Raw genomic sequence first — 14,145 nt, 5'->3', positions numbered from 1 at the left:
TACGATGAAAAAACTAATTCTTGGTCTTGCGTTCGTACTGTTGCTTTTCGTTAGCCCGTTAACGGTTTCAGAGCAGCGTACGAACGATCAACAAGCAGTTACCGCCCAGGCATCAACCGGTATTCAAGTGGGACAACAACCACCAGCTCTATCCCTAAAAACGCTGACGGGACGCTCCATATCGCTTGCTTCACTAAAAGGAAAAACCGTTTTTTTTACATTTTGGACGAGCTGGTGCCCTCCTTGCCAAGAAGAGCTTCCTGCCATTGAGCGCTATTACAAACAACATCACAAACAAGTTGAAGTGATTGCCGTACATGTGACGAGAGAAGATGCGCCAGCAGCTGCACGGGCCTTCGTTACAGCACATAAGCTGTCGTATCCCATTGTTCTCGATCCAACGGGGGAGATTACGAAAACGTATCAAATTATGACGCTTCCAACTACGTATATCGTGTCAGCACAAGGAACGATTATTCAACGTCACATCGGTCCATTAACCCCTAAACTAATGAATCACTATGTGCAGTAAATAAGAAAAAGAAGACTTGTAACTCAATCCTTCCACTGTTTTGTGGCGCAAGCCGGGGAATGGACTTCTGTTGCGTGAGGATTCGATCTGCTGCGTGCAAACCAAAATCTCTTGTGCGCTTCACTCTTTTCGCAATTATTGAATGACTTTTACGCTATTTCTACTCATTTTTGAGCGCATTTACGAGACTATCTCTTCATTTGCTCTATTTTTCATCTCTTACAGACATCGTTGGAGGCGATTTATATGGCCTGCGCGCGATTCGGGAGCTTCTGCGCGCGAATCGAAGGTTCCTGCGCGCGAACGAACCAGGTCTGCGCGCGAATTGAAGGCTTCTGCGTGCGAACGGATCTGGTCTGCGCGCGATCGAAGGCTTCTGCGCGCGAACGGACCTGGCCTGCGCGCGATTCGAAGGCTTCTGCGCGCAGACACATCTGGTCTGCGCGCGATTACAGAAGAGCTTGCATAGGTGCTTACATACGCAAGACAACCTAAAATCAAACGAACGAGCGACATAAAAAAAAATGGCTTGATCACCGAAACGGATGATGAAGCCATTTTTTATGCGTTAAAGCTGTTTATGTCCCAGCCTCTTTTATTTTATCGCTTGCGACGAAGCCGCTTCATTTTAACGAATTGTTCCGCAAATCGTTTCACGTCTGCTTCTCGGCAAAACAAGTAAAAATGTGCCGACTGATCATCTTTCACATGAGATAGCGTACAATCTAAATGCTCATACAGCTCATTTCGTGTAACACTCGCCGTATAGAGCCTGCCGTTGCTAGGAATTTCAATTGAAATCTGCTCTAGAAAATCAAGCTCTTTAAACATAAAAACGGTTGCTTCAAATAACAGTTTGCAAATCGCTTGCTTTGTACCAAATAGCTTCTCAAACGATTCTACAGAGGTGTTGGAGGTGTTCCATTTCTGAAAAGACGTATAGCTGCTATAAAAATAAAGACTGGCACTATGATTGTGCAGTTCATAATGCTTAATATAGCTGCTTCCTTTTAAGCGGGCGACTGCTCTACGAAAAGAATTGACGTACGCTGTTGCCGAAGAATCCAATTCTCCATATCGAGCTTTATGAGCGACTACATGAGCTTCATCTACTAAATGTCCGACCTTAAATGCATCACTTACGAAAAAAATAGAAAAGGATCTTCTATTCACGAATCGTCCCTCCCGCTTTCTGATTTCATACGATACTAGTATACTCTTTCTTGCCATGAAACCCAAGAGATGAACGTCCGACAAAATTCTCCATTTCTCTTATGTAGTGTGCTTACGCTTGTCCATTTCTTCTTTCGTATAAATGAGGCGCATCGGGTTGCCCCCGACGAACGCCCCTGCTGGCACGTCTTTATGTACAAGTGTTCCTGCTGATACAATCGCACCGTCACCAATCGTCACGCCTGGTAGTAGTGTACTATTTGCCCCAATGAGCACTTCATCTCCAATGATGACATCACCAAGACGATATTCATGAATTAAATACTCATGTGCAAGGATGGTCGTATTATAACCAATAATTGAATTTCTTCCAATGGAGATGCGCTCTGGAAACATAACGTCCATCATAACCATTAATGCAACCGCCGTATCATCACCGATTTTCATCTTTAAAAAGGTTCGATAGAGCCAGTTTTTCAGTGGTAAAAACGGCGTATAGCGAGCCATCTGAATCGTAATAAAGTTACGCATGACTTTCCAAAAAGGCACGGTATCATAAATTTGATAGAGTGAATTCTTACCTGTAACCGGATAACGCTCTGTATTTCTCATAAGCGAGTACCCGTATTGACAGACCGTAGCGTCGTCATTTCTTTCAATAAACCCTCAGATGAGCACGGTTTGAAATACGGCCAATCGCCATCTGTCCTATTAGCTAGGACGCAATCAACCAGAAGAGTCTCAAGCATGGTACACTTTACATCATCTACATCAAACGGAAACAAATGCGCCATTATACACCTCATCCTTTCCCAGTCAGTAAAAAGGTGACTGAACATAATCAGCCACCTCTTTTCCTTTATTACTCATCTAAATATCGCTTATTCGCAAGCCCTGTTTTGCGGCGATACAATACCACAATAATTGAACCGACAATTAAAGCAAGGGACACAAATTGCGCAACGCGAAGTGTCGAACCAATCATTAAGCTATCTGTACGCATGCCTTCTACGACGAAACGTCCGATGGAGTACCAAATTAAATACGAGAAGAACATTTCGCCTCGTCTTAAATTGGCTTTTCGTAATAAAAGTAAAAGAATAAACCCAACTAAATCCCAAAGTGATTCATACAAAAAAGTCGGGTGATAGTAAGTGCCGTTAATATACATTTGGTTCGTAATAAAGTCCGGCAGATGAAGCGTGTTTTCTAAAAAGTTGCGCGTCACTTCACGACCATGTGCTTCTTGGTTCATAAAGTTTCCCCACCGACCAATTGCTTGACCGAGAATAATGCTTGGAGCAGCAACATCGGCTAACTTCCAAAAAGAAATACCACGTTTTCTTGAAAAAACATAGGCCGTTAAAAATGAGCCAATTAATGCACCATGAATGGCGATGCCGCCTTCCCAAATAGCGATAATTTTCGCTGGGTTTTTGCTATACGTTTCCCATTCAAATGCCACATAATAAATACGGGCACAAATAATCGCAATGGGTACAGCCCACATGACAACATCAATAAACGTATCTTTCCCAAGACCTCTGCGCTCTGATTCTCTTATAGCAAGCAATAAGCCAAGTAGCGCACCGACACCAATAATAATGCCATACCAATACACGGTAAGCGGGCCAAGTTCAAATGCTACGCGACTAATTGGTTCAATGTTTGAATTCACTTCCACACGTCCTTTTATCGTCTTTTTTTCCTATTAATTGTGGAGGGGACCTACTTATTCTTAAAAAACTTCTTCATCACTTGCCGAAATAGCATCGGTTAAGCGATCGTTAAATTGTTGCGCGGCATTCATTCCCATGCGCTTTAAGCGGAAGTTCATGGCTGCCACTTCAATAATAACCGCTAAGTTACGCCCCGGACGAACAGGTAATGTTAAAATGGGGACATCGGTTTCTAGAATGCGCATCGTTTCTTCATCGAGACCAAGACGATCGTATACTTTTTTGGAATCCCACGTTTCTAGATGAATAATAAGCGAGATTTTCTTATAGTTACGGATTGCGCCTGCACCAAACAGCGTCATAACATTAATAATACCTAAGCCTCGAATTTCTAATAAATGCTGAATGAGTTCAGGCGGACTTCCGACAAGTGTTTCTTCATCTTGCTGTCGAATTTCTACCGAATCATCGGCAACCAAACGGTGTCCACGTTTAACAAGCTCTAGTGCCGTTTCACTTTTTCCTACACCGCTGTCCCCTTTAATTAAAACGCCAATTCCATAAATATCAACCAGCACCCCATGAACAGCCGTCATCGGCGCAAGTCTGCTTTCTAAATAGTTCGTTAAGCGACTAGACAATCTCGTTGTCGTCATTTTCGTACGCATAATCGGTACGCCACTTGCTTGCGACGCAAGTAAAAGCTCATTCGGCACCTCTAGATCACGAGAAATAATAATGCCAGGCGTTTCATCCGTACATAACTGGGCAAGACGTTCTTTTCGTAACTCTGCCGACATCTCACTAATGAACGTAAGCTCTGTTTTACCGAGCAATTGAATGCGCTCGGCAGGATAGTACGTAAAGTAGCCTGCTACCTCTAATCCAGGACGGGAAATATCACTCGTTGTTATCGTACGATGAATTCCCTCTTCACCACTGACAAGCTCTAGTTGAAATTTATCAATTAATTCTTTCGTATGTACTTTTGCCATGGTACCCTCCTACATTTCATCCTATTTATTGTAACACTTTTCATAATTGACGGAACCACTCACATTATAAAAAAAAACACATATTCCCTCTTATTTCATTGTTTCTTACTATTTCAAACTGTATACTCGCGTGACATTACCGTTAAAAAACACTGTTTTTTCATACAGCATGCCCACGGCTTTGGCAACCGCAATGGAAGCAGTATTATAAGGGTGTATTAGGGAGATTAACCTGTTTTGTTGCAACGTTTGCTGTGCATGGGCAACGAAATAACGAGCTGCTTCCCGTGCATAGCCTTGTTTCCAGTAGTCTTTTGCGAGCCAGTAGCCGAGCTCTAACTCTTTTTTATGATCTACTACTTGTGGTACGAGACCGGCATGTCCAATGAGCTCCCCTGTTTTTTTCTCTAGTATGACAAATAAACCATAACCATTTTTATAAGCAGGAAGCAGCCACTGTAAAAAGCTTCTTTTCGCTTCTTCTGCCGTTTTTGTTTGTCCCCTTCCAATATAGCGAACGACCTCTTCATCTCTCCATAATGAAGTGTAAAAAGAAAGATCGTGCTCTGTATAAGGTCGAAACGATAAGCGTTCACTTTCCATCTCTTTTCCTCCTTACGTTGTAAAGAAAAAAACGCTCCATTTAGGAACGTTTCTTCTTTTGCATAGGTTCAATAACTCCTTTTTTAATAAGGATGTTCATGACTGATACAATAATGGCCGCAATTAATGCAGTTCCAAACCCATTTATTTCGAAACTAGATCCCATTACTTCTGCTGTTAGCAGTAATAGAACCGCGTTGATGACAATTGAAAATAATCCAAATGAAACTAGAATAACAGGTAACGATAAAAAAACAAGAATAGGTTTCATAAACACGTCAAAAATCGATAAAATAAAACTAGCTAAAAATGCCGCACCGACATTTTCTAAATGAAAAGCTGGAAAATATCCCGCAACAACCATCAAGGAGATGGCATTGACGAGCAAAGTTAAAATCCAATTTAATAGCATTTATGGCACATCACTTTCTTCAGGAATAAGCAAGGCAGCTAGTAAGTAGCTTATTACGATTGGTCCAAAAGCGGTAACAATCATCAAAGCAACAACGCCGACTCGAACGACGGTCGGATCCAACGCAAAATAGCGAGCAATTCCAGCGCAAACACCGGCAATTTTTCGATCCACGGGACGAACAAGTCGTTTCATCTTGCTCACCCCTCTTGCGCTTTCTTAACAATCACCGAGCCTGTTTTCGTTTCTGCTTCTAGCTCATACTCCCAATCATTTTCTTGATTCGTACTAAACTTCAACGTTTTTCTTGTCACTTCCTTCTTTTCCTCAAGTATTTTAGCTAGAGGAAAGTCATGAACAAGTGACCCAACAACGGTTTTCAAATCAGCATGAAGCCGAAGCGCACTTGGCAATTCTGCTTCTATCTTCCCCGTAACTGTTTTTAATGATGCATACCCGGACTCTAGTGTCTCTAAACGAAATTGAATGGAGCCATGAATGGTTTCTAAGCGCGTATGACGAACGTCCCCCTTCATACGCACAAGTCCATTCATCGTTTCAGCAATTACTTCGTGTCCCACGATCTCTTCTAACGTAATGCCACCACTTGCTGTTTCTACGTGAAGCTTATGGCCTCGACATTGGTAAAGAGCTAATGCGCCAATTGTTGCCTTCATGTGCAATTCGTCACAAGAGATATTTTCTAGTGTAATTGCACCATTAAAGGTCGTTACTTTTATTTGTTGATAGTTTTTTTGTGGAATATAAATCGTTGCATGTACTTTTTGGTGCTTGTTTTTTGAATAAAAACGGAGATGTGAAGCATCACAATCATAAAACGTTTCATTACGAAACTTCGTCTTTGCGGTCGTACCTTCAGGAATTTTATAAACATCGGCATCACATTCAATTTTCACATCATGTTCTTGCCAAGGAATTAGCTTAACAGCACCGTTGGAAATATCAATTTCAATGTTCTCAAATAAAACATTTTCATCATCAAAGACGTAGTGAACAGGCTCACTTTCACCAAAATTCAAATCAAAGTCCGCCGTTTTAATACGATTGACAACACGCCCAATCAACCGACCGGCTCGCTGACCAACAGTCGGTCCTTTTTTAGGTGGTTTTTCTTTTTTAATAAGCGAAGTTGATGGCAATGCAAATGTTTTTTTCTGATGAATTGCCTTTAGTAGCTTTTCAGCTTCTTCAGCGGAGATTTTCCCCTCATTTAGCATCGTCAAAATCATTTTTTGCTCTTCCATCACTACAACGCCCCCTTAAATTACATTACCCTTTACGCACAGCCACTCGAATGCCTTGATACACATTCCATAACACGACTAAAACCGTAATGCCCCCAAAAATGAGCGAGCAATAGAAAATAGAGCCTTTAGAGAAATCATCTTCTGCTGTAATGGTAATGCCAAGCGGAATACCAACAATGGGGATCAGGTGTGAGAGCATCGCACGCATCGAGTGTGCTTTGCTTTGTTCATCTTTTGTTGCTAGATGAACAACAACAGGAAATAAAAAAGGAATAAAGAGAATGCTAAAATAACTTAATGCAGATAATAGTTTGTTTGTTTTTGCTGTAGTCACTAACTTTCCTCCTAAAACGAAAAGAACGGTGCATAGAAAACAACATAGATTTCTCTAAAAATAGTTCCTGCACATTGTTTTTTTCCCTTATTATAAGCTATCTTATAGAAGGATACTTTTATTTTGTCAATCTGTCTACACTACACCTTGTATTCAACTATACGGGAGGACCTTATGCTTAGTTCAAAAAAGGCCATCAAAACGATTTCATTCTTTCTAACAGCGCTTATGCTCGTTGCCATCCTTGGTGGTGTCTTCACAGCAAAAGGCTATGCGCCATGGGAACAAGTGCTAGCAGCCCTTGTTGGGAGTTTGTTCGTTTTGGTTATTAATTATCTTATCTATAAGCTATTACTTTTCTTAAAAAAATAGAAGAGCTTGCGATTATTTCATCGCAGGCTCTTCTTTTTCATCAGAAGTAGCAGAAAGGGTGTGTAACCGCGATTCCATCCGTTTACGATCGCGCTTTAAAATAGGCGCTAAGTAACGGCCAGTATACGATTTCTCGATGGCTGCAATCTCTTCTGGTGTACCTTCACCAACAATCATGCCACCTTGATCTCCACCTTCTGGACCAAGATCAATAAGATAGTCACATTGCTTAATCACGTCTAAATTATGTTCGATGACAAGAACAGAATCTCCGTTCTCAACAAGTCGTTGTAACACTTTAAGCAAGCGCGCAATGTCATCTACGTGTAAACCTGTTGTTGGTTCATCGAGTATATAAATCGTTTTACCTGTAGATCGTTTATGAAGTTGAGAAGCAAGCTTTACACGCTGTGCTTCCCCACCAGATAACGTGGTAGCGGATTGACCGAGCTTAATATAACCAAGCCCCACATCTAGAATTGTTGAAAGCTTACGGCTAATTTTCGGGATATTTGCAAAAAAGTCCACGCCTTCTTCAACGGTCATATCTAAAATATCAGCGATGCTTTTTCCTTTATACTTTACTTCTAACGTTTCTCGATTGTAGCGTTTCCCGTGACAAACTTCACATGGAACGTAAACGTCTGGCAAGAAATGCATTTCGATTTTAATAATTCCATCACCACGGCATGCTTCACAACGTCCGCCTTTTACGTTAAAGCTAAAACGGCCTTTCTTATAGCCTCGAACCTTAGCTTCGTTCGTTGAAGCAAATACGTCACGAACGTCATCAAACACACCTGTATACGTCGCGGGATTCGAGCGTGGTGTCCGTCCAATTGGCGATTGATCAATATCAATGACTTTATCGACAAATTCTAGTCCGCGTATTTCTTTATGGGCGCCTGGTTTTGTTTTTGCTCGATGAAGCTTTTGAGCCAACGCTTTATGGATAATTTCATTAACGAGCGTACTTTTCCCAGAACCCGATACACCGGTAACACCGGTAAATAGCCCAAGCGGCACTTTTGTTTTAACATTTTTTAAGTTGTTTTCTGTGGCGCCAATCACTTCAATATAGCGTCCATCCGGCTTTCTTCGTTCGTTCGGCAACGGAATAAACTTCTTACCTGATAAATATTGCCCTGTAAGAGATGCAGGATTCTCCATGATTTCTTGCGGTGTGCCTTGTGCCGTAATGGTTCCACCATGTGCTCCCGCTCCGGGCCCAATATCAATAATGCAATCTGCTGCTAACATCGTATCTTCATCATGTTCCACAACAATTAACGTATTTCCTAATGAGCGCATCTCCTCTAGCGTGGCAATTAAGCGATCATTATCACGCTGATGCAACCCAATTGACGGCTCATCTAAAATGTACAGCACGCCCATAAGGCGCGAGCCTACTTGTGTTGCTAAGCGAATGCGTTGAGCCTCGCCTCCCGATAATGTCCCTGCGGCACGATTAAGTGTTAAATAGTCCAAACCGACGTTATTAAGGAAGCCTAGACGCGCAACAATTTCGCGCAGGATGAGCCGCGCAATCGCCTGCTCTTTTTCTGTTAAATTTAGCTCTTCAAAAAACGTTTGTGCTTCGGTAACAGATAACGCTGTCGCTTCACCAATATGACGATTATTAATTAAAACAGCGCGTGCTTCTTTTTTCAAACGATAGCCTTTACAAGATGGACACGCTTTTTGTCCCATATACTCTTCCATTTGTTCACGAATATAATCGGAACCTGTTTCTTTGTAGCGTCGTTCAACATTCGCTAAGACGCCTTCAAAGTAAATTTCATTCTTTTTCACTTGGCCAAAATCATTTTTGTATTGAAAGGTAATACGTTCGGTCGAACTTCCTTTTAAAATATGCTCCATATGTTCTTTCGGCAAATCTTTAACAGGAACATCCATATCAATTCCAAAATGATGACAAACACTTTTCAGGAGCTGTGGATAGTATTGTGAACTTACCGGTGTCCATGGCGCGATGGCATTTTCATTGAGCGTTAAACTAGGATCAGGAATGACAAGTTCTGGATCTACCTCTAATTTCAATCCTAAGCCATCACATTTGCTGCACGCTCCAAACGGACTATTAAAAGAAAATAGGCGTGGCTCTAGTTCTCCAATTGAAAAGCCACAATACGGACAGGCGTGATTTTGAGAGAAAAGCAATTCTTCTTCTCCTATAATATCAACCGTTACTGTACCGTCTGCTAAATTCAAGGCGGTTTCAAGTGAATCTGCCAAGCGTGTAGCAATGCCTTCTTTCATGACAATGCGGTCTACGACAACGTCAATAGAGTGTTTTTTGTTTTTTTCGAGCGTGATGTCTTCTGTTACATCCTTTAATTCGCCATCCACGCGAATGCGAACATATCCTTGCTTTTTAATATCTTCTAATACTTTAACATGTTCACCTTTTCGCCCAGAAACGACTGGTGCAAGAATTTGCATTTTTGTTCGTTCTGGGTATTGTACGAGGCGATCGACCATTTGTTCAATCGTTTGCGATGTAATTTCAATCCCATGATTTGGGCAGACAGGACGACCGATGCGCGCAAACAACAAACGCAAATAATCGTACACTTCCGTCACCGTTCCAACGGTAGAGCGAGGATTGCGGCTCGTCGTTTTTTGATCAATTGAAATAGCTGGTGATAAGCCTTCAATCGAATCCACATCGGGCTTATCCATTTGTCCTAAAAATTGACGAGCATACGCTGACAACGACTCTACATAGCGACGCTGTCCTTCTGCATAAATCGTGTCAAAAGCAAGCGATGATTTTCCAGATCCCGATAAGCCGGTTAACACAACAAGCTTATCGCGAGGAATGGTAATATCTATATTTTTTAAGTTATGGGCGCGGGCGCCCTTCACGATAATGTTTTGATTTAAAGACACGTCTCAATCACCTTACCCTTCTGCCTTAAGCTCAAGAATGGTATCACGAAGCTCTGCGGCACGTTCAAATTGCAAATTTCTAGCCGCATCTTTCATTTCCTTTTCAAGGCGTTCAATAAAGGCTTCGCGTTCTTTTTTGCTTAATTTTTGTTTCGGTGCTGCGCCATACAGCTCAGTTCCCTCAGCTGCTTGCGTCGCCGAAATTACGTCATGAACCGGCTTATTAATGGTTTGCGGCTGTATGCCATGCTTTTCGTTATACGCCATTTGAATTTTGCGGCGTCGTTCCGTCTCACGAATAGCGATTTCCATGGAACGTGTTACTTTATCGCCATACATAATAACATGACCGTTACTATTGCGGGCAGCACGACCAATCGTTTGAATGAGAGAACGTTCCGAGCGCAGGAAGCCTTCTTTGTCCGCATCTAAAATTGTAATTAAAGACACTTCCGGAATATCTAAACCTTCTCTTAGTAAGTTAATACCAACGAGCACATCAAAAACGCCAAGACGTAAATCCCGAATAATTTGAATGCGTTCTAACGTTTTAATTTCTGAGTGTAAATAGCGCACTTTAATGCCCATTTCTTGCAAATAATCGGTTAAGTCCTCTGACATTTTCTTTGTTAATGTCGTCACGAGCACACGCTCTTTTTTCGCAATACGATCGTGTATTTCACCTAGTAAATCATCAATTTGTCCTTTGCTTGGACGAATTTCAATCGTCGGATCAAGCAAACCAGTTGGTCGAATAATTTGTTGAATAGGCTCAGACGTATGCTCTTCCTCATAAGGACCTGGCGTTGCTGAAACATAAATGTGCTGAAACTTATCGTACGCTTCAAATTCATCAAACGTTAATGGACGATTGTCTTTTGCCGAGGGCAGACGAAAGCCATGTTCAACGAGCACATTTTTGCGCGCTTGGTCGCCATTGTACATGCCGCGAATTTGCGGTAATGTAACGTGGGATTCATCGATTACAATCATAGAATCATCTGGGAAATAATCAAGCAACGTATACGGCGTTGAGCCAATTGGGCGCAACGTTAAATGCAGAGAGTAGTTTTCGATGCCAGAGCAAAATCCCATTTCGCTCATCATCTCAAGGTCATAGCGCGTTCGTTGTTCAAGGCGCTGTGCTTCTAATAATTTGCCAGCATCATTCAATACCTTTAAGCGCTCGCTTAACTCTGCTTCAATGCGCTCAATCGCAAGCTTCATCTTTTCTTCTCGTGTAACGAAGTGAGAAGCTGGAAAGATAGCAACGTGCTTGCGCTCGCCAACAATTTCACCTGTTAACGCATCTACTTCTGTGATTCGATCGATTTCATCACCAAAAAACTCAACACGCAAACAACGTTCATCGCGAGACGCTGGAAAAATTTCTACAACATCTCCACGCACCCGAAACGTTCCGCGCGTAAAATTAATATCGTTTCGATTGTATTGTATATCAACAAGGTCGCGAAGCAATTGGTCACGATCGCGTTCCATCCCTGCACGCAATGAGATGACAAGACTTTTATACTCTTCTGGTGAACCGAGACCGTAAATACACGATACACTCGAAACGATAATAACATCATCCCGCTCAAAAAGTGACGATGTTGCACTATGGCGCAATTTATCAATCTCATCATTTATGCTAGCGTCTTTTTCTATAAATGTGTCTGATTGTGGAATATACGCTTCCGGCTGATAATAATCGTAATAGCTGACAAAATACTCAACAGCATTATTCGGAAAAAATTCTTTCAATTCACTATACAGCTGTCCAGCTAACGTTTTGTTATGCGCAATAACAAGCGTCGGCTTATTCACTTCTTTAATAACGTTGGATACGGTAAATGTTTTCCCCGTACCCGTTGCGCCAAGTAATGTTTGTTTCTTTTTATTTCCCTGCAATCCTTCTACAAGCTGTTGTATCGCTCGTGGTTGATCTCCTTGTGGTTGATAAGAAGAAACAAGTTCAAAAGGCTTACTCATCACGTACAAGACCCTCCGTTCCTAATATATGTAACCTGATTATAGCATAGAGAAATTCAAAAACCTAATTTTTGCGAACAGATATTCGCTATATGATCTTTGGTCAAATCTCCTTATTTTACCGTTTGTCCTTTCCCATTCCCACTCCTTTAATGGTACACTTTAAGAGGTTTGCAAGAGAGGAGAATAGCACATATGGACTTACTTTATATTGCGATTGGGTTAGCCATTGGCATTATTTCAGGATTTTTCGGACTTGGCGGTGGCTTTATACTTACCCCCGTGCTGATGTTATTCGGCTATCCCCCCATTGTCGCCATTGCTACGAGCCTTCTATACTCAATAGGAACGAGTATTTCCGGAGTCGTTGCCCATTTACGCTTAAAGAACATTTATTGGAAAACCGCAATCACCCTTGGTATTTCTGGCGTTCTTGCTACGCAAGCAGCGAATCCGCTCGTCGTCTATATGAGCAACCACCATTGGGACAAAATTGTCATCCCAGTGCTTTACATTGTGCTCATGGGCTACTTCTGCGTACAGCTTCTAGTAAAACGGCGTAAAAAAGAACAAGATCGTGGTGCTACGCGTCACGCATTTTCATTACCTAAAACCCTTCTCATTGGCTTTGTGAGCGGCTTTCTATCCTCCACACTTGGCGTTGGTGGTGGATTTGTCATGGTTCCACTCATGATTTCAATTTTAAAAATCGAGCCACGAAAAGCGGTAGGAACAAGTCTTGTTAGCGTATTTGCGATCGTTAGTGCCGGCTTCATTACATACGCACAAACCGTTTCTTTAAATTATCACTTAGGGTTGTTTCTCATTATCGGTGCCCTGTTCGGTGCACAAGCAGGCGCCCGTTTGACCGCTCTTTACAACAATCAAAAAATTGAAATGTATTTAGGCGGAATTTATGGTGTTACCCTTTTATCGGTTACCTTTCAGCTGTTTGGCATCGGAACCATTGGTTTATATGTGGTCTCACTATATATCCTTTTCCTACTTTGTCTCTTTTTAAAAGATACCGTTCGTCATTTCCGAAAAAAAACAAGGCAATCTGCTTAATTTGTTCACGTTCTTCTATTAAAAAAAGCTAGAGCCACATGACTCTAGCTAAAAAGGGGGGGTGAGATCTTTCAAAGATGTTGTTCCCCGTTATAATTGAAATAAAACCTCTTTATCTCCCAATGTTTTGTGTTGTGCTTGTAAGGGAATAAGAAAAGAAGCGTATAGATCGCCTTCCATATGCATATCTATAACTCATAGAGGAGGGGTTTTAATGAAAGAGCACGATCAAGTTAAGGCGTTAAATGAGATACTAGAAATGATTCACTATAAAGGAAACAAACGAAAACTCTCATTTTTAACGGTAAAGAAATTGATTTCTCCTAAAAAGTAAAGAAAAGCCGCGATCATCTTTACGTAAGATGATCGCGGCTTTTGCTTATAATCGTTCTTTTCTCCACTTAACAACAACGACTTCTGTTCCAATTTCCTCTGCTGTAACCATATTCATGCTATCTACTAAACGGTGAACACCTGGAAGCAGACAGCCGAGTCCTTGTTGCCTTGCATCATTTACAACCCCGTGGTCAATCGCAAAAACTCGAATACCTACGCGGTTGTGTTGTTGTATTGCTTCTATAATAATATGTCCTTCTGTACCGTATACGTAAATGTTACGAGCAAGCTCTGAAATCACCGTTTTTAATCGTACTTGATCAAAAAGGTGAAAGCCCATTTTTTCAGCGATCGCTTTTCCTTCATGACGTGCAATTGAAATGTCTTGTTCCGTTTTAATTTCAATAATGACATGATGTGTATGCAAGCGAATCACCACTTTTCAAAGAGAGAGTAAGGAAAGGCTCA

The 14,145-nt window shown here is 41.6% G+C and carries 16 protein-coding genes; 4 read left to right on the top strand and 12 right to left on the bottom strand.

From position 1 onward, the window contains the following. Positions 1-4 precede the first annotated feature (4 nt). Together A374_RS02105 and A374_RS20435 are read left to right on the top strand one after the other, a co-directional pair. Entirely contained in the window at positions 5-532 is a 528-nt protein-coding gene (locus A374_RS02105) for a TlpA disulfide reductase family protein (RefSeq protein ID WP_007200521.1), read from the top strand. Between the two features lie 325 nt (positions 533-857). After that, positions 858-1,001: a hypothetical protein gene (locus A374_RS20435; protein WP_156793102.1), complete on the top strand. Its 144-nt coding sequence runs from the start codon at positions 858-860 to the stop codon at positions 999-1,001. A 131-nt stretch (positions 1,002-1,132) separates the two neighbouring features. Here A374_RS20435 and A374_RS02100 read toward each other — a convergent pair whose 3' ends face one another. From A374_RS02100 to A374_RS02055, 9 genes are all read right to left on the bottom strand, one after another. Then, positions 1,133-1,705: a hypothetical protein gene (locus A374_RS02100; protein ID WP_007200520.1), complete on the bottom strand. Its 573-nt coding sequence runs from the start codon at positions 1,703-1,705 to the stop codon at positions 1,133-1,135. A 99-nt stretch (positions 1,706-1,804) separates the two neighbouring features. After that, positions 1,805-2,317, bottom strand: coding sequence for an acyltransferase (locus A374_RS02095; RefSeq protein ID WP_007200519.1), 513 nt, complete (start codon positions 2,315-2,317; stop codon positions 1,805-1,807). A gap of 250 nt (positions 2,318-2,567) precedes the next feature. After that, positions 2,568-3,383, bottom strand: coding sequence for a prolipoprotein diacylglyceryl transferase (gene lgt / locus A374_RS02085; protein WP_007200517.1), 816 nt, complete (start codon positions 3,381-3,383; stop codon positions 2,568-2,570). 60 nt (positions 3,384-3,443) lie between these two features. After that, positions 3,444-4,379, bottom strand: a complete 936-nt coding sequence (gene hprK / locus A374_RS02080; protein ID WP_007200516.1) for an HPr(Ser) kinase/phosphatase — start codon at positions 4,377-4,379, stop codon at positions 3,444-3,446. Positions 4,380-4,487: 108 nt separating this feature from the next. Beyond that, positions 4,488-4,982, bottom strand: coding sequence for a GNAT family N-acetyltransferase (locus A374_RS02075; RefSeq protein WP_007200515.1), 495 nt, complete (start codon positions 4,980-4,982; stop codon positions 4,488-4,490). Positions 4,983-5,022: 40 nt separating this feature from the next. Continuing rightward, a complete protein-coding gene (locus tag A374_RS02070; RefSeq protein ID WP_007200514.1) occupies positions 5,023-5,394 on the bottom strand; it encodes a phage holin family protein in 372 nt (123 codons plus the stop codon). Beyond that, positions 5,395-5,589, bottom strand: a complete 195-nt coding sequence (locus A374_RS02065) for a PspC domain-containing protein (protein ID WP_007200513.1) — start codon at positions 5,587-5,589, stop codon at positions 5,395-5,397. Positions 5,590-5,594: 5 nt separating this feature from the next. Next, on the bottom strand, positions 5,595-6,659 hold the full coding sequence (locus tag A374_RS02060; protein WP_007200512.1) for a DUF4097 family beta strand repeat-containing protein: 1,065 nt from the start codon (positions 6,657-6,659) through the stop codon (positions 5,595-5,597). Positions 6,660-6,684: 25 nt separating this feature from the next. Then, positions 6,685-6,996: a hypothetical protein gene (locus A374_RS02055; protein ID WP_007200511.1), complete on the bottom strand. Its 312-nt coding sequence runs from the start codon at positions 6,994-6,996 to the stop codon at positions 6,685-6,687. Positions 6,997-7,170: 174 nt separating this feature from the next. On the opposite strand from A374_RS02055, the gene A374_RS02050 reads away from it, so the two are divergent. Next, entirely contained in the window at positions 7,171-7,368 is a 198-nt protein-coding gene (locus A374_RS02050; RefSeq protein WP_007200510.1) for a hypothetical protein, read from the top strand. 12 nt (positions 7,369-7,380) lie between these two features. Here A374_RS02050 and uvrA read toward each other — a convergent pair whose 3' ends face one another. Then, complete coding sequence (gene uvrA / locus A374_RS02045; RefSeq protein ID WP_007200509.1) at positions 7,381-10,281, bottom strand: excinuclease ABC subunit UvrA; 2,901 nt, start codon at positions 10,279-10,281, stop codon at positions 7,381-7,383. A gap of 12 nt (positions 10,282-10,293) precedes the next feature. Further along, positions 10,294-12,273, bottom strand: a complete 1,980-nt coding sequence (gene uvrB / locus A374_RS02040; RefSeq protein WP_007200508.1) for an excinuclease ABC subunit UvrB — start codon at positions 12,271-12,273, stop codon at positions 10,294-10,296. Positions 12,274-12,468: 195 nt separating this feature from the next. On the opposite strand from uvrB, the gene A374_RS02035 reads away from it, so the two are divergent. Then, a complete protein-coding gene (locus tag A374_RS02035) occupies positions 12,469-13,341 on the top strand; it encodes a sulfite exporter TauE/SafE family protein (protein WP_007200507.1) in 873 nt (290 codons plus the stop codon). Between the two features lie 379 nt (positions 13,342-13,720). Here A374_RS02035 and A374_RS02030 read toward each other — a convergent pair whose 3' ends face one another. Beyond that, positions 13,721-14,104, bottom strand: a complete 384-nt coding sequence (locus tag A374_RS02030) for an ATP-binding protein (RefSeq protein WP_007200506.1) — start codon at positions 14,102-14,104, stop codon at positions 13,721-13,723. Positions 14,105-14,145: the final 41 nt, after the last annotated feature.

Origin of the sequence: Fictibacillus macauensis ZFHKF-1 (assembly GCF_000269865.1) — a bacterium.
GTDB classification, from domain to species: Bacteria; Bacillota; Bacilli; order Bacillales; family Fictibacillaceae; genus Fictibacillus_C; species Fictibacillus_C macauensis.
Note: the sequence above shows the minus strand (reverse complement) of the source record. Positions and strands in the feature narration are given on the sequence as shown.